This window comes from Aquincola tertiaricarbonis (assembly GCF_000969605.1).
In the GTDB taxonomy this organism is placed as follows: Bacteria; Pseudomonadota; Gammaproteobacteria; order Burkholderiales; family Burkholderiaceae_C; genus Aquincola; species Aquincola tertiaricarbonis.
This window is the reverse complement of sequence record NZ_JZUE01000032.1, coordinates 1-20,688: the sequence shown is the minus strand read 5'-3', so window position 1 is coordinate 20,688 and position 20,688 is coordinate 1. Positions and strand designations below refer to the sequence as shown.

The window sequence follows — 20,688 nt, the reverse complement described above, 5'->3', positions numbered from 1 at the left end:
GGCGCCGGGGCCTACAGCAACAGCAGCAGCAGCGGCGCGCCCAGCAGCCACAGGCCGCGCCAGTCGCGTGCCACTTCGATCTTCAGCGTGCTGCTGTAGGGCGTGACGAAGCCGTCGGGCTCCACGCTGCGGTAGCGGAAGTAGTAGGTGCCCGGCTGCTCGGGCCGCGGGAGGGTCCACATCGGCTCGGTGAGTTCGGCGCGCACGGTGGTGCCTGCGCCGAACTGCGGATCGGACGACAGCTCCACCTGCTGGCGGTCTTCGGGCCGGCCGCTCCAGCGCAGCGCCAGCTGCGTGCCGTCGGCCGAGCTGCCGCTGGTGGGCGCCGGCGGCGCGGCGCGCACCGTCAGCGGCTGGGCATCGGTCCAGGGGCCGCGCGTCCGCTGGTTGCCTTGTGGCGCGCGCACGCTGGCCATGCGCCAGAAGTAGCTGCCCGGCTGGTCCAGCGTCAGGCGGGTGCTGGCGCCGCGTACCTGCGGCTCGTCCACCACCAGTTCGGTGAAGGCGGCGTCGCGCGCCACCTGCAGGTGGTAGTGAAGCGCCTCGACGTTCTCGGCCCAGCGGAATTCCACACCGCCCACGCCCACCTGGGCGCTGGCGCGCGGTGCGGCAGGCGCGGGTGGCTCGGGCCGGGCCGCCAGGGTGAAGCGGTGGGTGGCGTCCAGGCCTTCGATGCCGCGCGACTCGATGCGGCGCAGGCGCAGGAACCACTCGCCATCGTCCAGTCCGCTGATGCGCACCGGCGCCCCGGCGGCCACCCGTTCATCGCTGACGATGCGCTCGAAGGCTTCGTCCAGTGCCACCTGCACCCGCAGCGCCGATGGCTCGCCGGGCAGCTCGATGCGCACGATCACCCGCTCGAACAGCGGTGGCAGGCCCGACAGGTCGGGCGCGGCGGGCAGCGGCACCACCGCGGGCGGGCTGTCCGCCGCGGCGATGGCGGCGCCGAAGCGCGCGGCCACGTCCACGCCGGCTTGCGGCGCGCCGGCGGCTTCGGCCCGGACCAGGCCTTCCAGCACCTCGGTGCGGGTGCCCTGGTCGGTGCCGTGGTGCACGCGGTACTCGGTGCCGCGCACGCCGATCACGGCGGTGGGCGACTGCACTTCCAGCGGCTTGGCGCGCAGCAGCCGTGCGGCCACCACCTCCAGCGAGCCGCGCACCAGCCGCATGCTGCCGGCGAACCAGCCTTCCTCGCTGGCGCCGCCACTGCCTTGCGGCGCCATGCGCGCGCCCAGGCGTGCGCTCTCCGCGAGTGCGGCCTCGGTGGCCGGCTGCACGCGCAGGCGCGAGCCATCGTGCAGTTCCACCACCGCGGAAGCGCCCGCGCCGGTGCGCAGCAATTGCCCGGCGGACACCGGTTCGCCGGCCACCGCGGGGCGCCCGGCCAGCTCCACCTCGCCCTGCACCAGCACCAACCGCGCCTCCACCGGCCGCACCCGCAGCAGGCGCTGCGGTACCTGCAGCACCTGGCCGGGGCGGATGCGGTTGGCATCCGGCAGGCGGTTGCGGCGGGCCACTTCGCGCCAGGCGGCCGGGCCGGTGAGCACCTCGTTCGACAGGCCCCACAGCGTGTCGCCCGGCCGCACCGTCAGCGGCAGCACCGGCTCGGGCGCGGCCCATGCCGCCGGCACGGGGAGCATCGCCGTGCCCAGCATCAGCATGGGCAGCAGGCGTGGCCTCACGGCCGCGACCCGGAACTGCTGCGCAGGGCGCTCTTGGGCCGGAAGGCCTGGCACACCGCCGGATCGGTCTCCAGGTAGGGCCCGCCGATCAGGTCGATGCAGTAGGGCACCGCGGCGAAGATGCCATGCACCGGCGGCTGCGCCTGGGGCAAGCCTTCCAGCGTCTCGGCGATGGACTTGGGCTGGCCGGGCAGGTTGATGATGAGCGCGCCGCCCCGGATCACCCCCACTTGTCTAGACAGGATGGCGGTGGGCACGAAGCGCAGGCTGATCTGGCGCATCTGCTCGCCGAAGCCTGGCATCACCCGGTGCGCGACGGCCAGCGTGGCCTCGGGCGTGATGTCGCGCGGCGCGGGGCCGGTGCCGCCAGTGGTGAGCACCAGGTGGCAGCCGGCATCGTCCACCAGCTCGCGCAGCGCGGCTTCCACCAGCGGCTGTTCGTCCGGCACCAGGCGGGTCTCGTAGTGCGCCGGGTTGCGCAGCGCGCGGCCCAGCCAGTCGCGCAGGGCGGGGATGCCCTTGTCCTCGTACACGCCGGCCGAGGCCCGGTCGCTGACCGAGACGAGGCCGATCCTCACGCTGTCGAAGGCGGTCATGGCGTCACTCGCTGCCTTGCATCCACTGGCTCTTGATGAACTGGAACAGGTCGCGCCAGGCCTTGCCGTGGCGCTGCTCCGGCGGCAGCGCGCCGTCCTTGCGCGCGGCGCGGATCAGGCTGCGCAGATGCTGCAGGTCGGTGTCCGGGTAGTCGGTCATCCAGCGGGTGAGGGCCTCGTCGTCCTTCACCAGCTCGATGCGCCACTGCTCCAGCCGGTGCAGCTCCAGCGTGTTCTGCGCGCTGCCCAGCTGGGCCGCCGCCACGGCCTCGCGCAGCGGCTCCACGTCGGTCTGGCGCATCAGCTTGCCCACGTACTGCAGGTGGCGGCGCTTGCCTTCGTGGGAACGGATGCGGCGAGTCTCGCGCAGGGCTTCCAGCAGCGTGTCGGACATGGCCAGCGCGGCAAGCCGTTCGTCGGGCAGCTCGGACAAGGCCTGGCCCAGGCGCTGGAGCTCGTGCGCCTGCTTCTTCAGCTCGGTCTTGCTGGGGCGTTCGTCGAAGGAGTCGGGGGTATGGGGCTGCATAGGGCTGCGATAAGCGATCGCTATCATAATTTGCGCCATCCCCATCCCCCCATTCCACATGTCCGACACCCGTTCGACCACCGCCAAGGGCTTTGCCTACACGCGAGAACAGTTCCAGCAGAGCGTGGAGGACGCCTTGGCGATGGCCCGGAAGCTGGGTGCCAGCGACGCCGGCGCCGAGGCTTCGGAAGGCACCGGCCTGTCGGTCTCGGTGCGCAAGGGCGAGCTGGAGAACGTCGAGCGCAACCGCGACAAGTCCCTCGGCGTGGCCGTGTACCTGGGCCGCCGGCGCGGCAATGCCAGCACCTCCGACTTCTCCCGCGCGGCCATCGAGCAGACGGTGCGCGCGGCCTATGACATCGCCCGCTTCACCGCCGAGGACCCGGTGGCCGGCCTGCCCGATGCCGACGACCTGGCCACGGAAGAAGAAGCCGCGCGCGACCTCGACCTGTTCCATCCCTGGGACCTGGATGCCGAGGCCGCCACCGAACTGGCCCGCCGCTGCGAGGCCGCCGCGCTGTCCACCGACCGCCGCCGCATCACCAATTCCGAAGGTGCCGGCGTGTCGGCGCAGCAGTCGCACTTCTATGCCGGCAATTCGCGCGGCTTTCGCGGCGGCTATGCCAGCTCGCGCCATTCGCTGTCGGTGGCGCCGATCGCCGGCCGCGGCGACGGCATGCAGCGCGACGCCTGGTACACCTCGATGCGCTCGGCCGACGACCTGGCCGCGCCCGAGGCGGTGGGCCGTTATGCCGCCGAGCGGGCGCTGTCGCGGCTGAACTCGCGCAAGATCCCCACCTGCGAGGTGCCGGTGCTGTTCGAGTCGCCGTTGGCTGCCGGCCTGCTGGGCGCCTACGTGCAGGCCACCAGCGGCGGTGCGCTGTACCGCAAGGCCACCTTCCTGGTCGACAGCCTGGGCCAACAGGTGCTGGCCGACCACCTCGACGTGCAGGAAGACCCGTTCATCCAGCGCGGCAAGGCCAGCGCGCCTTTCGACGACGAAGGCGTGCGCACCCGCGCGCGCAAGGTGGTGGACGCGGGCGTGACGCAGGGCTACTTCCTGTCCAGCTACTCGGCCCGCAAGCTGGGCATGAAGACCACCGGCCATGCCGGCGGCTCGCAGAACCTGGTGCTCACCAGCCGGCTCACGCAGCCGGGCGACGACCTGGACGCCATGCTGCGCAAGCTGCACCGCGGCCTGTTCGTCATCGAGCTGATGGGCCAGGGCGTGAACTACGTGACCGGCGACTACTCGCGCGGTGCCGCCGGCTTCTGGGTGGAGAACGGCCAGATCGTGCACCCGGTGGAAGAGGTGACCATCGCCGGCCACCTGCCGCAGATGCTCAAGAGCATCGTGGCCGTGGGCGCCGATGCATACACCATGGGCGGCAAGACGACCGGCTCCATCCTGATCGAGAAGATGAAGGTCGCCGGCAGCTGACGGCAAGCTGACGCCCGAGGGCGCGCGGCGCCGAATCTGCTGCGGGGAAACCCCCTCGGGGCCGACGAAATGCGACTCCTAGAATCGCGCGACCGATTTTTCCCTCCACAGGAGTCCCCTACATGGAACGCCGTTCCTTCGTTCGTGGTGCAGGCATCGCGGGCGTGCTTGCCGCGGGCACCGCACCTGCCTTCGTGCAGGCCCAGGCCAACATCCGCTGGCGCCTGGCCTCCAGCTTCCCCAAGTCGCTGGACACCATCTTCGGTGCGGCCGAGGTCTTCACCAAGAAGGTGTCGGAGATGTCGGGCGGCAAGTTCCAGATCTCGGTGCATGCCGGCGGCGAGCTGATGCCCCCCTTCGGCGTGGTGGACGCGGTGCAGAACGCCACGGTGGAGATGGCCCACACGGTGCCGTACTACTTCTTCGGCAAGGACCCCACCTTTGCCATCGGCGCGGCCATCCCCTTCGGCATGAACAGCCGCCAGATGACGGCCTGGATGCTGGAAGGCAACGGCCTGAAGCTGATGCGCGAGTTCTACGGCCAGTACAACATCATCAACTTCCTGGGCGGCAACACCGGCAGCCAGATGGGCGGCTGGTTCCGCAAGGAGCTCAAGAGCCTGGAAGACATGAAGGGCCTGAAGTTCCGCATCGGCGGCTTCGCCGGCGAGATCGTCAAGCGCCTGGGCGGCGTGCCGCAGAACATTCCCGGCGGCGAGATCTACCAGTCGCTGGAGAAGGGCACCATCGACGCGGCCGAGTGGGTGGGCCCGTACGACGACCAGAAGCTGGGCTTCTACAAGGTGGCACCTTACTACGCCTACCCGGGCTGGTGGGAGGGCGGCCCGCAGGTCGACTTCTTCATCAACAACAAGGCATACGACGGCCTGAGCGCCGAGTACAAGGCCATCATCGACGCGGCTTCCTCCTTCGCGCACGTCAACATGCAGGCCAAGTACGACGCCCGCAATCCGGCCGCGCTGAAGCAGCTGGTGGCCGCCAAGACCAAGCTGATGCCCTTCCCCAAGGCGGTGATGGATGCCGCCTTCAAGGAATCGATGGCGGTGTACTCGGAGCTGTCCAACAGCAACCCGGCCTGGAAGAAGGTGTACTCGGACTACTCCAGCTTCCTGCGCGACCAGAACCTGTGGTTCCGCTTCACCGAAGGCCAGTTCGACCGCTACATGCAGTCGGCCAAGCTGTAGGCGCCACCCGGCCGCAAGAAAGAAGGGGCCCCGCGAGGGGCCCCTTTTTCATGGGTCGAAGGCCGCCGGCTCCGGGCCGGCGGCAAGCACGATCAAGGCTTCTTGCCGTCCTTCGCGTCTTCCTGGATGGCGTCCTGCAGCGCCTTCATCGCGTCGTCGGCCTCGGTGGTGCCGGCCGGCGGCTCGGGCTCGGCCGAAGGCGCGGCGCTGCCGCTGTCCGGCGTGGCAGGCGGCTCCATGCCCGGCAGCGTGGGCGAGGCTTCGCTGCCACCGCCCGGCATCACCATCTCCTCCAGCGCCTTGTCGGCATCGATGCCCGAGGCCTGCTCGGTGTCGTGCCCCACCAGCCCCGGGAAGCCGATGATCAGGCCCACCATCACCAGCTGGATGATGACGAAGGGCACCGCGCCCCAGTAGATGTCGGAGCTCTTCACCTTGGCGATCGGCTTCTTGGTCACGCGGTCGGTGTAGTCGTCGGTGGGCGCCACGCTGCGCAGGTAGAACAACGCGAAGCCGAACGGCGGGTGCATGAACGAGGTCTGCATGTTCACCGCCAGCAGCACGCCGAACCACACCAGGTCGATGCCCAGCTTGTCGGCCACCGGTGCCAGCAGCGGCACCACGATGAAGGACAGCTCGAAGAAGTCGAGGAAGAACGCGAGGAAGAACACCAGCACGTTCACCACGATCAGGAAGCCGAGCTGGCCGCCGGGCAGGCCGGTGAGCAGGTGTTCCACCCACAGCGGGCCGTCCACGCCCTGGAAGGCCAGGCCGAACACCGTGGCGCCCAGCAGGATGAAGACCACGAAGCACGACAGCTTCATCGTCGTGTCCATCGCCTGGCGCAGCAGCGACAGGCTCAGCCGGCGGCGCGCCAGGGCCATCAGCAGCGCGCCCACCGCACCCATGGCGCCACCTTCGGTGGGCGTGGCCACGCCCAGGAAGATGGTGCCCAGCACCAGGAAGATCAGCGCCAGCGGTGGGATGAGCACGAAGGTCACGCGCTCGGCCATGCGCGACAGCAGCTTCAGCCGCAGCAGGCGGTTGAGCACCGCCAGCGCGAAGGCCACGCCCACGCCCACGCACATCGACAGCACGATCTTCTCGTCGGTGGCCGTGCCTTCGGGCCGGGTTTCACCAAAGGCCACCGCTGCCGCCACGGACAGCAGGAACACCGCCAGCAACGAGCGGTTGCCGGTGCTGCCGTCATCCTCGCGGATGGTGCGTGCCTCGAGCGGCAGGGCCGGCGCCCGGCTGGGATGCACGATGGTGATGAACAGCACGTACAGCACGTACAGCCCCACCAGCATGAAGCCCGGCAGGAAGGCGCCCTTGTACAGGTCGCCCACGCTGCGGCCCAGCTGGTCGGCCAGGATGATGAGCACCAGCGACGGCGGGATGATCTGCGCCAGCGTGCCCGAGGCGGCGATCACGCCGGTGGCCAGCCGCCGGTCATAGCCGTAGCGCAGCATGATGGGCAGCGAGATCAGGCCCATCGAGATGACCGAAGCCGCCACCACGCCGGTGGTGGCCGCCAGCATCGCACCCACCATGATCACCGCATAGGCCAGGCCGCCGCGGATGGTGCCGAACAGCTGGCCGATGGTGTCGAGTAGGTCCTCGGCCATGCCCGATCGCTCGAGGATCAGCCCCATGAAGGTGAAGAACGGGATCGCCAGCAGCGTCTCGTTCTGCATGGTGCCGAAGATGCGCAGCGGCAGTGCCTGCACCAGCGCGGCCGGCAGCAGGCCCATCTCGATGCCGATGAAGGCGAACAGCAGGCCGCAGGCCGCCAGCGAGAAGGCCACCGAGAAGCCCATCAGCAGGAAGACGATGAGCCCGCCGAACATGATGGGCGCCATGTTGGCGCTGAAGAACTCCATCATGTCCGTGCTCCTTCTTCACGCAGGCGGATGGCTTCGGCCAACTCTTCCTCCGGTGTCTTGGCCACCTTCTTGATGGTGGGATCGGGAATGCGGCCCTGCAGGAAGGCCACGCGCTTGATGAGTTCCGACACGCCCTGCAGGCCCAGCAGCGTGAAGCCCAGCGGCACCAGCGCGAACACCGGCCAGCGGATCAAGCCGCCGGCATTCGAGGACACCTCGCCCGAGGTGTAGGCGCGGATCACCAGCGGCATCACCAGCTCGATCACGACCACCACGAACGGGAACAGGAAGGCCACGATGCCGAAGATCTCGACCTTGATCTGGGTGCGCTTGCTGAAGCGGCCCAGGATGATGTCGATGCGCACATGCTCGCCGCGCAGCATGGTGTAGCCCGCCGCCAGCAGAAACACCGCGGCGAACAGGTACCACTGGATCTCCAGAAAGGCGTTGGAACTGGTGCCGAAGGCCTTGCGGACGATGGCGTTCAATGCGCTGATCAGCACCGCCACCAGCACCAGCCAGCTCACCCAGCGCCCGACGAATTCATTCAGCTGGTCTATCAGCCGGGACAGTTTCAATAATCCGGACACAACACCTCCTGCGGAAGCTTTCTCGTCAAGGTTCACGCCCGGCACCGACAGATGTGCGGCGCGGGCAAACCGCGCACTGTATCCATCGGCGACGTGAAAACGCCCGCGCAAGGCGGGCGTTCAGGGAAAGCACCGATGCTGCGGCGCAATATCCGACCGCGGCCGTCAGCCAGCCGTCAGGCTTGTTGCTGCGCCAGCATGAACAGCCGGGTGGAGCGGGCGCCGCTGCGGCAGAACATCAGCAGCGGCCGCGGCAGCTCCTGGAGCAGCTGCGCACACTGCGCCACTTCCTCGGGCGACTGGTAGCCACCGGCCACCGGCAGGTGGCGGTATTCCAGGCCGGCGGCGCGGGCGGCGGCCTCGATCTCGGCGCTGGTGGGCTGGTCGGGGCCGTGCTCGAAGTCGGGGCGGTTGTTCACCACGCTGCGGAAGCCCGCCTGCGCCGCCTCGGCCATGGCCTCGGGCGTGAGTTGCGGGGCGACGCAGACGTCGGCGGCGATCTGGGACAGGGGCAGGCTCATGGCGGCGAGCTTACTGCGCCAGCGCCTGCTTGACCGCGGCCGACACCGTGGACATCTCGGCCTTGCCGGCCAGCTTCGCCTTGGCCGCGCCCATCACCTTGCCCATGTCGCCGGGGCCGCTGGCGCCCAGCTCAGCCACGATGGCGCGCACTTCGGCCGCCACCTCGTCGGCCGACAGGCGCTGCGGCAGGTAGGCCTGCAGCACGGTGATCTCGGCGCTTTCCTTGTCGGCCAGGTCGGCGCGGCCGGCCTGCTGGTAGGCGGCCACCGAGTCCTTGCGCTGCTTGATCAGCTTGTCGACCAGGGCCACGGCCTGGGCATCGTCGACGGTGATGCGCTCGTCCACTTCCTTTTGCTTGATGGCGGCCAGCAGCATGCGGATGGTGGAGAGCCGGTCGGCTTCCTTGGCGCGCATGGCGCTCTTCATGTCGTCGGTGATGCGGTCCTTGAGGCTCATGGCGGGGCTCCGGTGAGGATGGTCCAGAAACGACAAAGCCCGCTGCGGCGTCCCGCGCGGGCTTTGGGGCTGACGCCGGGAAGCTTAGTAGAGCTTCTTCGGCAGCTGCATGCTGCGAACGCGCTTGAAGTGGCGCTTGACGGCCGCGGCCTTCTTGCGCTTGCGCTCGGAGGTGGGCTTTTCGTAGAACTCGCGGGCGCGCAGCTCCGTCAGCAGGCCGAGCTTTTCGATGGTGCGCTTGAAGCGGCGCAGTGCCACATCGAACGGCTCGTTCTCTTTGACGCGAATCGTGGTCATGTAACGGTAAATCCTGGGGTTGTGCGCTCGGTGTCCGAAGGCCGTTGGTCCGGAATCGTCGATCGGATCGAGACGCGGGTTTGCAGCAAAGACGGCGAGTATAGCGTGTTTCGCAGATTTGTCACGGGCTGGGCTGCAAGGCTGCCGCGCAGGCGGCGGCGCTGGCCCAGGCCCACTGGAAGTTGTAGCCGCCCAGCCATCCGGTGACGTCGGTCACCTCGCCGATGAAGTGCAGCCCCGGCTGCAGCCGGCTCTCCATCGTCTGCTGGTTCAGCTCGCGGGTGTCGACGCCGCCGGCCGTCACCTCGGCCTTGCGCCAGCCTTCGCTGCCGTCGGGCAGCAGCTGCCAGCCGCCCAGGCTGGCCCCCAGCGCCTCCAGGTCGCGGTCGCGGGCCTGCGGCATGGCCAGGGTGGCGTCCAGGCCCTGGCGCTGCAGCCAGGTGTCGGCCAGGCGCTGCGGCAGCTGCGCGGCCAGCTCGTTGCCCAGCTGGCGCTTGGAGCGGGCCTTGGCCGCCTTGAGCTCCGCGGCCAGGTCGCGGCCCGGCGCCAGGTCGATGGTGATGGGCTCGCCGGGGCGCCAGAAGCTGGAGATCTGCAGCACCGCCGGACCGCTCAGGCCGCGGTGGGTGAACAGCAGGTCTTCCAGGAACCGCGTGCGCTTCTTGCCGCTGCCGGCGTCGATGTGCACCTCCAGCGACAGGCCGGCCAGGGCAGAGAAGGGTACCCAGGTCTCGGGCGCGAAGGTCAGTGGCACCAGTGCGGGCCTCGGCTCGATGATGCGGTGGCCGAACTGCCGGGCCAACCGGTGGCCGAAGTCGCTCGCGCCGATCTTGGGGATGGAGAGCCCGCCGGTGGCGACCACCACGCGCGGTGCCTGCACCGTGCCGCGTTCGGTGTCCACCTCGTAGCCGGCGGCGCCGTGGCGCACGCCCTTGATCGCGCACGGCTGCCAGCGGGTGACGCCGCCGGCCTCGCACTCGGCCAGCAGCATCTCGATGATGCGTTCGCTGCCTTCGTCGCAGAACAGCTGGCCGCGGTGCTTCTCGTGGAAGCCGATGCCGTGGCGCTGCAGCAGCGCGATGAAGTCCTGTGGCGTGTAGCGCGCCAGGGCCGAGCGGCAGAAGTGCGGGTTGTCGGAGAGGAACTGCGCCGGCGTGGTGTCGCGGTTGGTGAAGTTGCAGCGGCCGCCGCCGGAGATGCGGATCTTCTCCGCCACCTTGGCCGCATGGTCCAGCACCAGCACCCGCGCGCCCCGCTGGCCCGCGATGGCCGCACAGTGCAGGCCGGCGGCGCCGGCGCCCAGGATGATCGCGTCGTATCGAAGCTGCATGGGCGCGGATCATAGGTGCGGGCTCCAGGTGGCCAAACCTACACTCCCGCGCCATGAACATCCTGATCATCGGAGCCGGGCGGGTGGGCGAGAGCGTCGCCGAGAGCCTGGTGTCCGAGCGCAACGACATCACCGTGGTGGACACCGATCCGCGGCGGCTCGCTGTGCTGCAGGACCGGCTGGACCTGCGCGGCGTGGCGGGCAACGGCATCCAGCCTTCGGTGCTGCGCGAGGCCGGGGCAGACGACTGCGACATGCTCATCGCCTGCGCCGCGGCCGACGAGACCAACCTGGTGGTGTGCAAGGTGGCGCACCAGGTGTTCAACGTGCCGATGACGATCGCCCGGCTGCGCTCGCCGGAGTTCGAGGCCGGCTCGCCGCTGCTGGCGCGCGAGGGCGGCTTTGCGGTGGACGAGGTCATCTGCCCCGAAGCCTCCGTCACGCGCTACGTGCGCAAGCTGGTGGATTATCCAGAGGCGCTGCAGGTGCTGGAGTTCGTGGGCGGCCTGGTGAGCCTGATCACTGTTCGCGCGGTGCGCGGCGGACAGATGGTGCAGCACAGCCTGGCCGAGCTGCCGCAGCTGGTGCCCGAGGCCGACATGCGCATCGTGGCGATCTACCGCGGCAACCATGCGGTGCCGCTGGAAGGCAGCACCCGCATCGCCGCCGGCGACGAGGTGTTCGTGCTGGCCGCCACCGAGCATGTGCGGCAGGTGCTGGGCGCGCTGCGGCAGATGGACAAGCCCACCAAGCGGCTGATGATTGCCGGCGGCGGCCGCGTGGGCCTGCGGCTGGCGCGCGAGCTGGAGGAAGCCTGCCAGATCAAGCTGATCGAGATGCACCAGCCACGCTGCGAGTACCTGGCCACCCAGCTCAGCAGCCGCACCCTGGTGCTGCACGGCGACTCCACCGACGAAGACCTGATGGAGGACGAGAACGTGCGGGAGATGGACCTCTTCGCCGCGCTGACCAGCGACGACGAGGACAACATCATGGCCTGCCTGCTGGCCAAGCGGCTGGGCGCGCGGCGGGTGCTGGCGCTGATCAACCGCCGCGCCTATGCCGACCTGGTGCAGGGCACGCAGATCGACATTGCCATCTCGCCGTCGCACACGGTGATCGGCGAGCTGCTGGCGCACATCCGCCGCGGCGACGTGGAGGCGGTGCACAGCCTGCGCCGCGGCGCGGCCGAGGCGCTGGAGATCGTGGCCCGCGGCGATGCCCGCAACTCCAAGGTGGTAGGTCGGCGCATCGACCAGATCGCGCTGCCGCAGGGCGCGCAGATCGGCGCGCTGGTGCGTGGCCTGCCACGCGCCGATGCGCCAGCCGACCAGCCCGCGCCCAAGCCGCAGGTGCTGATGGCGCACCACGACACCATGATCCAGAGCGACGACCACGTCATCGTGTTCCTGCCGCACAAGCGCATGGTGCGCGAGGTGGAGCGCCTGTTCCAGGTGGGCGTCACCTTCTTCTGATGCCACGCGCCCACGCTTCCAAACCCGCCGCCGAGGTGCGGCGCGAACGCCGCGCGCGCCAGGTGGCCCGCGGCCGCCGCGGCCTGCTCGACACGCCCTGGGGCAACACCATCCTGCCGCTGGTGCCCATCATGGGCTTCATCGTGCTGGTGTTCGCCTCGGCGATGCTGGTACCGCTGGCCTTCGCCCGCGTGGGCGGGGACGAGGCGATGACCGCCTTCGCGCAGGCGCTGGTGATCACCGCGGCCAGCGGCTCGGCCATGTGGCTGGGCGGCCGCCGCTTCAAGCGCGAGCTGCAGCCGCGCGACGGCTTCCTGCTGGTGACGCTGGTGTGGACGCTGCTGCCGGGCTTTGCCAGCCTGCCGATGCTGCTGCACCTGCCGGGCCTCAGCTTCACCGATGCCTACTTCGAGGCCATGTCCGGCTTCAGCGCCACCGGGGCCACGGTGTTCACCGGGCTGGATGCGCTGCCGCTGTCCATCAACGTCTGGCGCTGCTTCCTGCAGTTCCTCGGCGGGCTGGGCATCATCGTGCTGGTGGTGGCGGTGCTGCCGCTGCTGGGCGTGGGCGGCTCGCAGCTGTTCAAGGCGGAGACGCCCGGCCCCATGAAGGAGGCCAAGCTCACGCCCCGCATCGCCGAGACCGCGCGCGGCCTGTGGGGCGTGTACTTCGTGCTCACCGGCGCCTGCTTCGCAGCCTACCGGGCCGGCGGCATGGACTGGGCCGACGCCTTCATGCATGCCTGCAGCACCGTGGGCCTGGGCGGCTTCTCCAGCTACGACAACGGCTTCAGCCACTGGGATTCACCGCTGCTGGACGGCCTGGCGGTGCTGTTCATGCTGCTGGCCGGCATCAACTTCGCGCGCTACTTCGTGGTGTGGCGCACCCGCTCGCTGCGGCCGCTGCTGCGCTGCACCGAGGCGCGCTGGTACCTGGGCTGGATCGTGGCCACCATCGTGGTGATCTCGGTGCACATGTGGCTGGACCGCACCTACATCGATCCACTGGAGCTGCTGCGGCACGTCACCTTCCACGTGGTGTCGCTGGCTACCACCACCGGCTTCGTGTCCACCGACTACGAGCAATGGCCGCTGTTCGCGCCGGTGGTGATGGTGATGCTGGGCTGCTTCGCCAGCTGCGCCGGCTCCACCGGCGGCGGCATCAAGATGGTCCGCATGATCCTGCTGCTGAAGCAGGCGCAGCATGAGCTGGTGCGCATCGTGCACCCGCGGGTGGTCAACCCGGTGCTGTTCAACGGCCAGGTGGTGTCGCAGTCGGTGCTGTCGTCGGTGCTGGCCTTCATGCTGATCTACGGCGGCTCGTTGATCGGCCTGACGCTGCTGATGCTAATGTCGGGCCTGGACCTGGTCACCGCCTTCGCCGCGGTCGTGGCCTGCGTCAACAACATCGGCCCGGGCCTGGGCGAGGTGGGACCGGCGGCCAACTTCCAGGGCCTGACCGATTTCCAGACCTGGGTCTGCACCTTCGGCATGCTGCTCGGGCGGCTGGAGCTGCTGACGGTGCTGGTGCTGTTCACGCCGCAGTTCTGGCGGAAATAGCCGCAGTCCACCTGACTTTTTGACGCGTCGCCCGATCAAGTTGCGGCGTTTGTTACCGATACACCCTGCACAAGCCTCGGCGGCGGGCCTCCCGCTCGCGGCCGGGATCGAACGTCGATGGACGCGCGGCGGCCTGGCTGCCGCGCCGACCAGGGTGCATCCATGGAAGTCAACAACATGCAAGCCAGCGGTACCGCTGCCCGTCTGCCGGGCGCGCGGTGGCCGCTGCTGGCCGCGGCACTGCCCGGCGTGGCCGGTGCGGTGGCCGTCGCCAGCCTGGCACCCGCCGGCTGGCTGACCGGCGGCATTGGCGCGCTGCTGGCGCTGGCCGGTGCCGGCGCCGCCCACGCGGTCCACCGGGCGATGACCGGCCAGGCCCGGTCGCTGGGCGCCTACGTGGCCAGCCACCACCAGATGGGCGAGGCGCTGGCGCCGGTATGGAGCGGCCACATCGAGAATTCCCGCCACCAGATGGAGACGGCCGTGTCGGCGCTCACCGGCCAGTTCGCCGGCATCGTCGACAAGCTCGACCGCGCGGTGAAGGTGTCCGACGGCTCCACCGGCGCCCAGGGCGAGGCCGGGCTGCTGGCCGTGTTCAACCGCAGCGAGGAGCAGCTGTCATCGGTGGTGCGCTCGCTGGAGACGGCCAACCAGGGCAAGGCCGAGCTGGTGCAGCAGGTGCAGCAGCTCAGCCAGTTCATCCAGGAGCTGCAGCAGATGGCCACCGACGTGGCGGCCATCGCGGCCCAGACCAACCTGCTGGCCGTCAACGCCGCCATCGAGGCGGCGCGCGCCGGCGAGGCCGGCCGCGGCTTCGGCGTGCTGGCGCAGGAGGTGCGCAAGCTGTCGTCGATGTCGGGCGACACCGGCAAGCGCATCGCCGACAAGGTGCGGCTGGTCAGCGAGGCCATCGTGGCCGCCAGCGAGGCCTCGCGGGCCTCCAGCAGCGCGGACGAGGCTTCCATGCAGGCCGCGCGCGGCGTGATCGCCGGCGTGCTGAACGACCTGCGCGGCGTGACCGACGGCCTGGTGCAGAGCACCGAGGTGCTGAAGAACGAGAGCATCGGCATCCAGGGCGAGATCTCCGATGCGCTGGTGCAGCTGCAGTTCCAGGACCGCGTGAGCCAGATCCTGAGCCATGTGAAGCAGAACATCGCCCGCCTGCCCGAGACGCTGGCCGAGAACCACCGCCACTACACCAGCACCCAGGTGCTGGCGCCGGTGTCGGCCGCCGGCCTGCTGGCCGAGCTGCAGAGCACCTACGCGATGGCCGATGAGCACCAGGTGCACCAGGCGGCCCCGGCCGGCCGCCACAAGAAGCCCGTGGCCGCCGCGGCTGCGGCCGAATCCGAGATCACCTTCTTCTGAAGTCCATCCCATGCCCAAGACCATCATGATCGTCGATGACTCCGCCTCGCTCCGGCAGGTGGTGGGCATCGCGTTGCGCAACGCCGGCTACGACGTGCTCGAAGGCTGCGACGGCAAGGACGCGCTCGCCAAGCTCAAGGGCCAGAAGGTCCACCTGATGATCAGCGACGTGAACATGCCCAACATGGATGGCATCAGCTTCGTCAAGGCGGTCAAGCAGAACCCCTCGTACAAGTTCACGCCCATCGTGATGCTGACCACCGAGACCGCCGACGGCAAGAAGGCCGAAGGCCAGGCTGCCGGTGCCAAGGCCTGGGTGACCAAGCCCTTCAAGCCCGAGCAGCTGCTGGGCGTGGTGCAGAAGCTGGTGCTGCCCTGAGCCGCCATCCGCCGGCGCGGCGCGCCGGCCTTGCGAAGGAACCGCGATGAACCCCACTGCGACGAACGGCGCGGCCGAGGCCTGCCTGGGCCTGGACGGCGAGCTGACCATCTACCGCGCCGCCGAGCTGAAGCCGGTGCTGCTGGAGGCGGTGCGCCGCGCGGCGGAGCCGGCCTTCGATTTGTCGGAGGTCAGCGAGATCGACACCGCCGGCGTGCAGCTGCTGCTGCTGGCGCGCCGCGAGGCGGCCGCGCTGGACCGCCGGCTGCGCCTGCAGTCGCCCAGCACCGCGGTGTGCGAGGCCTTCGCGCTGCTGGGCCTGCCCCTGGACCTACCCGCCTGACGGCCACCCGAGGAGCCCGTACATGAACCTGGACCAGGCCCTGCAGACCTTCATCATCGAGAGCCGCGAGCTGCTCGAGCAGATGGAGGATGCGCTGCTGTCGCTCGGCCACCTGGGCGAGGACGCCACCGGCGAGGCGGTCAATGCCATCTTCCGCGCCGCCCACACCATCAAGGGCTCGTCTGGCCTGTTCGGACTCGACGACATCGTCGCCTTCACCCATGTGGTGGAAAGCGTGCTGGACGAGGTGCGTGCCGGCCGCCTGCCCACCGACGACAAGCTGGTGGCGCTGCTGCTGGCCTGCGGCGACCACATCGGCGCGCTGGTGGCCGCGGTGGATGCCGGCGGCACGCCCGATGCGGCGCTGCTGGCGCAGGGCGCACCGCTGATCGCGCGGCTGCAGGTGTACCTGGGCGACGAGGCCGCCGCCGCGCCCGTGGCCACCGCCGATGCGGCCGCCGACGGCGAAGCCGGGCTCTGGCGCATCCGCGTGCAGTTCGGCACCGGCGTGCTGCGCAACGGCATGGACCCGCTGGCCTTCATCCGCTACCTGGCCACGCTGGGCCGCATCGAGCACATCGCCACCGACCATTCGGCGCTGCCCGAGGCCGACGAGATGGACCCGGAGTGCTGCTACCTCGGCTTCGAGATCCAGCTGCACAGCAGTGCCGACCAGGCGGCCATCGAGTCGGTGTTCGAGTTCGTGCGCGACGACTGCCTGCTGCAGATCGCGCCGCCGCAGGCCGCCACGGCGCTGGCCGAGGTGGCCGTCGCCGCGATTGCCGCGGCATCGCCTGCCACGCCCTGCGCGCAGCCGGCCGCTGCGGACGCCGCCCTGGCCAGCGCGGCCGAGCGCCAGCCCAAGGCCCGCGAGCAGCGCGGCAGCGAAAGCCAGTCCATCCGCGTCGACGCCGCCAAGCTGGACCAGCTGATCGATCAGGTGGGCGAGCTCATCATCGCCGCCGCCGGTGCCAACCTGGCGGCCCGCAAGCGCCGCGACCCGGAACTGGCCGAGCTGAACGACGCCGTCAGCCAGCTGGTGGAGCAGGTGCGCGACAGCGCGCTGCAGCTGCGCATGGTCAAGATCGGCGCCACCTTCAACCGCTTCCAGCGCGTGGTGCACGACGTGGCCCGCGAGTTGGGCAAGGACATCGCGCTGGAAGTCAGCGGCGAGGACACCGAGCTGGACAAGACGGTGGTCGAGCGCATCGGCGACCCGCTGACGCACCTGGTGCGCAACTCGATGGACCACGGCATCGAATCGGCCGAGCTGCGCGCCGAACGCGGCAAGCCCGCGCGCGGCACCGTGCGGCTGAATGCCTTCCATGACTCCGGCAGCATCGTCATCGAGGTGAGCGACGACGGCGGTGGCCTCAACCGCGACCGCATCCTGGCCAAGGCACTGGAGCGCGGCCTGGTGGAGCCCGGCAAGGCCTTGAGCGATGCCGAGATCTACAACCTGATCTTCGAGCCCGGCTTCTCCACCGCCGAGCAAGTGACCAACCTGTCCGGCCGCGGCGTCGGCATGGACGTGGTCAAGCGCAACATCACCGCGCTGCGCGGCAGCGTGGACATCGGCAGCCGGCCCGGCCAGGGCACCACCGTCACGGTGCGGCTGCCGCTTACGCTGGCCATCATCGAAGGCTTCCAGCTGGCGGTGGGCAAGTCGGTGTTCGTGGTGCCGCTGGACGTGGTGGAGGAATGCATCGAGTTCCCCGCCGAGACCGCCGCCAGCGGCCAGGACTACACCGACCTGCGCGGCGAGGTGCTGCCGCTGATCCGGCTGCGCGAGCTGTTCGAGCTGGACGGCGAACCTGGCCGGCGGCAGAACATCTGCGTGGTGCGCCACGGCGCGCAGAAGGTGGGCCTGCTGGTGGACACGCTGCTGGGCGAGTTCCAGACCGTCATCAAGCCGCTGTCGAAGATGTTCTCGCAGGTCAAGGGCATCAGCGGCTCCAGCATCCGTGGCAGCGGGGATGTGGCGCTGATCCTCGACGTGCCGGCCCTCATCGGCCAGGCGCTGCATGCCAGCCACCGCTCCGTGGGCCGCCAGGCCCAGCCCGCCGCCCTACCCGGGCAGGCCGCCGGATCGACAGCCGCACGCTGACCAGCCCGGCATTCCGCACGTCCCTGCAGTACCGAAGGACACCTCATGTTTTCCAACTTCAAGATCGGCACCCGGCTGATCGTGGGCTTTCTCGTCGTCGCAGCCATCAGCGCCATCGTGGGCGCCGTGGCCCTGAAGAACGCCGCCCAGATGAACGAGCTGTCGGAGGGCATGTACCGGCGCGAGCTGCTCGGCCTGTCCTACATCAAGGAAGCGAACATCCAGCTGGTGGCCATCGGCCGCGCCCGCTCGAACTTCCTGCTGGCCACCTCGCTCGAGGAACGCGAGCGCCACCTGGGCTCCATCGCCAAGAACAGCGCCGCCGCCAGGGACAACATGGAGAAGGCCCGGCCCCTGTTCGTCACCGACAAGGCCAAGGAGCTGTTCGCCACCGCGTACAAGACCTGGGACGACTACCAGTCCGAGATGAAGCAGGCGCTGGAGCTGGCCGCCAAGGGCAAGCTGGCCGAGCGCAGCGATGAGCTGGTGGCGTCCCTCACCCGCGTGCGGGAGCGTGCCGACGTGCTGGACAACCTGCTGTCGGAGCTGACGCTGCAGAAGGAGCAGCGCGCCGAAGCCGCCAACAACGAGGTGGAGGCGCTCTACAACGCCAGCCGCACGATGATGATCGCGCTGGTGTCCGGCGGCGTGCTGCTGGGCGTGGTGCTGGGGCTGCTGATCAGCCGCAGCGTCACCCGGCCGCTGAACCGCGCGGTGCAGGCCGCCGACGCATTGGCCGATGGCGACCTGACGGTGGCGCTGGAAGTGCAGGGCAAGGACGAGACCGCGCGGCTGCTGCGTGCCATGCAGAACATGGTGGACAAGCTGTCCCGCGTGGTGCAGGAGGTCAACAGCGGTGCGCAGGGCCTGGCCAGCGCTTCCGAGGAGGTGAGTGCCACGGCGCAGAGCCTGAGCCAGGCGTCCAGCGAGCAGGCTGCCGGCGTGGAGGAGACCAGCGCCTCCATCGAGCAGATGACCGCATCGATCGCGCAGAACACCGAGAACGCCAAGATCACCGACGGCATGGCCACCAAGGCCGCCGGCGAAGCCAGTGAAGGCGGCGAGGCGGTCAAGGCCACGGTGGTGGCGATGAAGCAGATCGCGCAGAAGATCGGGATCATCGACGACATCGCCTACCAGACCAACCTGCTGGCGCTGAACGCGGCCATCGAGGCGGCGCGGGCCGGCGAGCATGGCAAGGGCTTCGCGGTGGTGGCGGCCGAGGTGCGCAAGCTGGCCGAGCGCAGCCAGGTGGCGGCGCAGGAGATCGGCACCGTGGCCTCGTCCAGCGTGGAGCTGGCCGAGCGCGCGGGCAGGCTGCTGGACGAGATGGTGCCCAGCATCAAGAAGACCTCCGACCTGGTGCAGGAGATCACCGCGGCCAGCGAGGAGCAGTCCTCCGGCGTCGGCCAGATCAATGCCGCGGTCGGCCAGCTCAGCACCACCACCCAGCAGAACGCCAGCAGCTCCGAGGAACTGGCCGCCACGGCAGAGGAGATGAGTGCGCAGGCCGAGCAGCTGCAGCGCACCATGTCCTTCTTCAAGCTGGATGCACAGGCCCATGAGGCCGAAGCCGCGGCCCCCATGCGCAAGGCCCTGGGCCAGGCGCAGGCCACGGCACGGCGTGTGGCCGCCCCGGCCAGGCGCCCTGCGGCAGGGCGGGTGCCCACCCCCGCCACGGTCGATGAATCCGACTTCACGACCTTCTGATCTTCAGCCCGGCTTTTTGGAGTACCCGAAATGAATTGGTTCCTGCGCATGAAACTGGCGCACAAGCTGCTGCTGACCTTCCTCACCTGTTCCGTGCTGACCGCCGCGGTGGGCGGCTACGGCCTGCTGCGCATCGCCGAGCTGCAGGCCATGCTGCAGGCCACCTACACCGATGCGGTGCTGCCGGCGCAGCATGTGTCGGAAGCCGCGGCCCGGCTGGGCGCCCATTCGCGCGCCTATGTGCGGCTGCCGGCGCTGAAGGATGCCGACGACGTGAAGGACGCGGTGGCCCGCGCCCAGGTGCACTTCGACAAGTTCCGCCAGGCGCTGGACGCCTACCGCGCCAGCGAGACCAGCGACAAGGAACGTGCGCTGCTGGCCCGCATCGACCAGCAGGTGCCCGGCTACCTCGCGCAGCATGACAAGGTGGCGGCGCTGTCCAGCGCAGGCCAGGCCAACGAGGCGGCGCTGCTGAGCAACGGCGACACCCGCAAGGCGGTCAATGCGCTGGAAGGGCTGATGTCCGAGATCATCGTCGAGCTGAGCTCGCAGGCGGAGGCCACCAATGCCGCGGCCACTGCGGCGGCCGACCGCGCCCGCACGGTGATGCTGGGCGTGGTGCTGGGTTCGGTGGTGCTGGCGGTGCTGATGGGCCTGGTGGTCACGCGGGTGGTCAGCCGCCAGCTGGGCGGCGAGCCGGCGGAAGCCGCCGCGGTGCTGCGCCAGGTGGCCGATGGCAGCCTGGAGGCCCGCATCACGCTGCGCGAGGGCGACAGCAGCAGCCTGCTGTTCGCGGTGCGGCAGATGATCGGCCGGCTGCAGCAGGTGATCGAGGGCCAGCGCCGTGTGGTGGAGGCCGCCAACCGCGGCGACTTCAGCCAGCGGGTGGAACTGGCTGGCCTGCAGGGCTTCCAGCAGGAGATGGGGCAGGGCCTGAACCAGCTCGTCACCACCGTGGGTGCCAGCGTGGACGACGTGGCCGACGTGATGGGTGCGCTGTCCGGTGGCGACCTGTCGCGCCAGATCGAGCGCGACTACAGCGGCAGCTTCGGCGAGATGAAGGACCACATCAACCGCACCGTGAGCCAGCTGGCCCACGTGGTGGCCGAGGTCAACGGCGCCGCCGAGGCGCTGGCCGGTGCCTCGGAAGAGGTGAGTGCCACGGCGCAGAGCCTCAGCCAGGCCTCCAGCGAGCAGGCCGCGGGCGTGGAGGAGA

General features: G+C 69.8%; 19 protein-coding genes. 10 read left to right on the top strand and 9 right to left on the bottom strand.

All coding sequences use genetic code 11. The features are described from left to right. Positions 1-11: 11 nt before the first annotated feature. Genes VO99_RS24785 through yjgA form a run of 3 tightly spaced genes read right to left on the bottom strand, consistent with a single transcriptional unit; the run spans position 12 to position 2,804 of the window. Positions 12-1,682, bottom strand: coding sequence for a FecR family protein (locus VO99_RS24785; RefSeq protein ID WP_157039778.1), 1,671 nt, complete (start codon positions 1,680-1,682; stop codon positions 12-14). Beyond that, positions 1,679-2,278 carry a molybdopterin adenylyltransferase gene (gene mog, locus VO99_RS24780; protein WP_046115631.1) on the bottom strand — a complete coding sequence of 200 codons (600 nt, stop codon included), beginning with the start codon at positions 2,276-2,278 and terminating at the stop codon, positions 1,679-1,681. Before mog ends, VO99_RS24785 begins: the two co-directional genes overlap by 4 nt. A 4-nt stretch (positions 2,279-2,282) precedes the next feature. Then, a complete protein-coding gene (gene yjgA, locus VO99_RS24775; protein WP_232315528.1) occupies positions 2,283-2,804 on the bottom strand; it encodes a ribosome biogenesis factor YjgA in 522 nt (173 codons plus the stop codon). Positions 2,805-2,862: 58 nt separating this feature from the next. On the opposite strand from yjgA, the gene pmbA reads away from it, so the two are divergent. Together pmbA and VO99_RS24765 are read left to right on the top strand one after the other, a co-directional pair. Then, a complete protein-coding gene (gene pmbA, locus VO99_RS24770) occupies positions 2,863-4,245 on the top strand; it encodes a metalloprotease PmbA (protein ID WP_046115629.1) in 1,383 nt (460 codons plus the stop codon). Between the two features lie 122 nt (positions 4,246-4,367). Continuing rightward, the gene (locus tag VO99_RS24765) at positions 4,368-5,450 is read left to right on the top strand and encodes a TRAP transporter substrate-binding protein (protein ID WP_046115628.1); all 1,083 of its coding nucleotides are present in this window, start codon (positions 4,368-4,370) and stop codon (positions 5,448-5,450) included. A gap of 92 nt (positions 5,451-5,542) precedes the next feature. Here VO99_RS24765 and VO99_RS24760 read toward each other — a convergent pair whose 3' ends face one another. The 6 genes from VO99_RS24760 to VO99_RS24735 all read right to left on the bottom strand — a co-directional run bounded on the left by VO99_RS24760 (position 5,543) and on the right by VO99_RS24735 (position 10,531). Beyond that, on the bottom strand, positions 5,543-7,333 hold the full coding sequence (locus tag VO99_RS24760) for a TRAP transporter large permease (protein ID WP_046115661.1): 1,791 nt from the start codon (positions 7,331-7,333) through the stop codon (positions 5,543-5,545). Then, positions 7,333-7,926: a TRAP transporter small permease subunit gene (locus VO99_RS24755; protein ID WP_046115627.1), complete on the bottom strand. Its 594-nt coding sequence runs from the start codon at positions 7,924-7,926 to the stop codon at positions 7,333-7,335. Before VO99_RS24755 ends, VO99_RS24760 begins: the two co-directional genes overlap by 1 nt. A gap of 176 nt (positions 7,927-8,102) precedes the next feature. Next, on the bottom strand, positions 8,103-8,447 hold the full coding sequence (locus VO99_RS24750) for a protein tyrosine phosphatase family protein (protein WP_046115626.1): 345 nt from the start codon (positions 8,445-8,447) through the stop codon (positions 8,103-8,105). Between the two features lie 10 nt (positions 8,448-8,457). Next, positions 8,458-8,904 carry a GatB/YqeY domain-containing protein gene (locus VO99_RS24745; protein WP_046115625.1) on the bottom strand — a complete coding sequence of 149 codons (447 nt, stop codon included), beginning with the start codon at positions 8,902-8,904 and terminating at the stop codon, positions 8,458-8,460. Positions 8,905-8,988: 84 nt separating this feature from the next. Next, positions 8,989-9,201: a 30S ribosomal protein S21 gene (gene rpsU / locus VO99_RS24740; RefSeq protein WP_046115624.1), complete on the bottom strand. Its 213-nt coding sequence runs from the start codon at positions 9,199-9,201 to the stop codon at positions 8,989-8,991. A 121-nt stretch (positions 9,202-9,322) separates the two neighbouring features. Further along, positions 9,323-10,531, bottom strand: a complete 1,209-nt coding sequence (locus VO99_RS24735; RefSeq protein ID WP_046115623.1) for a BaiN/RdsA family NAD(P)/FAD-dependent oxidoreductase — start codon at positions 10,529-10,531, stop codon at positions 9,323-9,325. A gap of 53 nt (positions 10,532-10,584) precedes the next feature. Between VO99_RS24735 and trkA the strand changes: the two genes are divergently transcribed. From trkA to VO99_RS24695, 8 genes are all read left to right on the top strand, one after another. After that, on the top strand, positions 10,585-12,006 hold the full coding sequence (gene trkA, locus VO99_RS24730; protein ID WP_046115622.1) for a Trk system potassium transporter TrkA: 1,422 nt from the start codon (positions 10,585-10,587) through the stop codon (positions 12,004-12,006). Between the two features lie 131 nt (positions 12,007-12,137). Beyond that, positions 12,138-13,565 carry a TrkH family potassium uptake protein gene (locus tag VO99_RS24725; protein ID WP_046115660.1) on the top strand — a complete coding sequence of 476 codons (1,428 nt, stop codon included), beginning with the start codon at positions 12,138-12,140 and terminating at the stop codon, positions 13,563-13,565. A gap of 162 nt (positions 13,566-13,727) precedes the next feature. Further along, on the top strand, positions 13,728-14,933 hold the full coding sequence (locus tag VO99_RS24720; protein ID WP_232315526.1) for a methyl-accepting chemotaxis protein: 1,206 nt from the start codon (positions 13,728-13,730) through the stop codon (positions 14,931-14,933). Positions 14,934-14,943: 10 nt separating this feature from the next. After that, a complete protein-coding gene (locus tag VO99_RS24715; RefSeq protein WP_046115621.1) occupies positions 14,944-15,312 on the top strand; it encodes a response regulator in 369 nt (122 codons plus the stop codon). A 46-nt stretch (positions 15,313-15,358) separates the two neighbouring features. Beyond that, positions 15,359-15,655, top strand: a complete 297-nt coding sequence (locus VO99_RS24710; RefSeq protein ID WP_046115620.1) for an STAS domain-containing protein — start codon at positions 15,359-15,361, stop codon at positions 15,653-15,655. A 22-nt stretch (positions 15,656-15,677) separates the two neighbouring features. Continuing rightward, positions 15,678-17,762, top strand: a complete 2,085-nt coding sequence (locus tag VO99_RS24705) for a chemotaxis protein CheA (protein ID WP_046115619.1) — start codon at positions 15,678-15,680, stop codon at positions 17,760-17,762. Positions 17,763-17,807: 45 nt separating this feature from the next. Then, positions 17,808-19,472, top strand: coding sequence for a methyl-accepting chemotaxis protein (locus VO99_RS24700; protein ID WP_046115618.1), 1,665 nt, complete (start codon positions 17,808-17,810; stop codon positions 19,470-19,472). A gap of 30 nt (positions 19,473-19,502) precedes the next feature. Then, the coding region (locus VO99_RS24695; RefSeq protein WP_198157059.1) for an MCP four helix bundle domain-containing protein at positions 19,503-20,688 on the top strand (1,186 nt) is incomplete at its 3' end.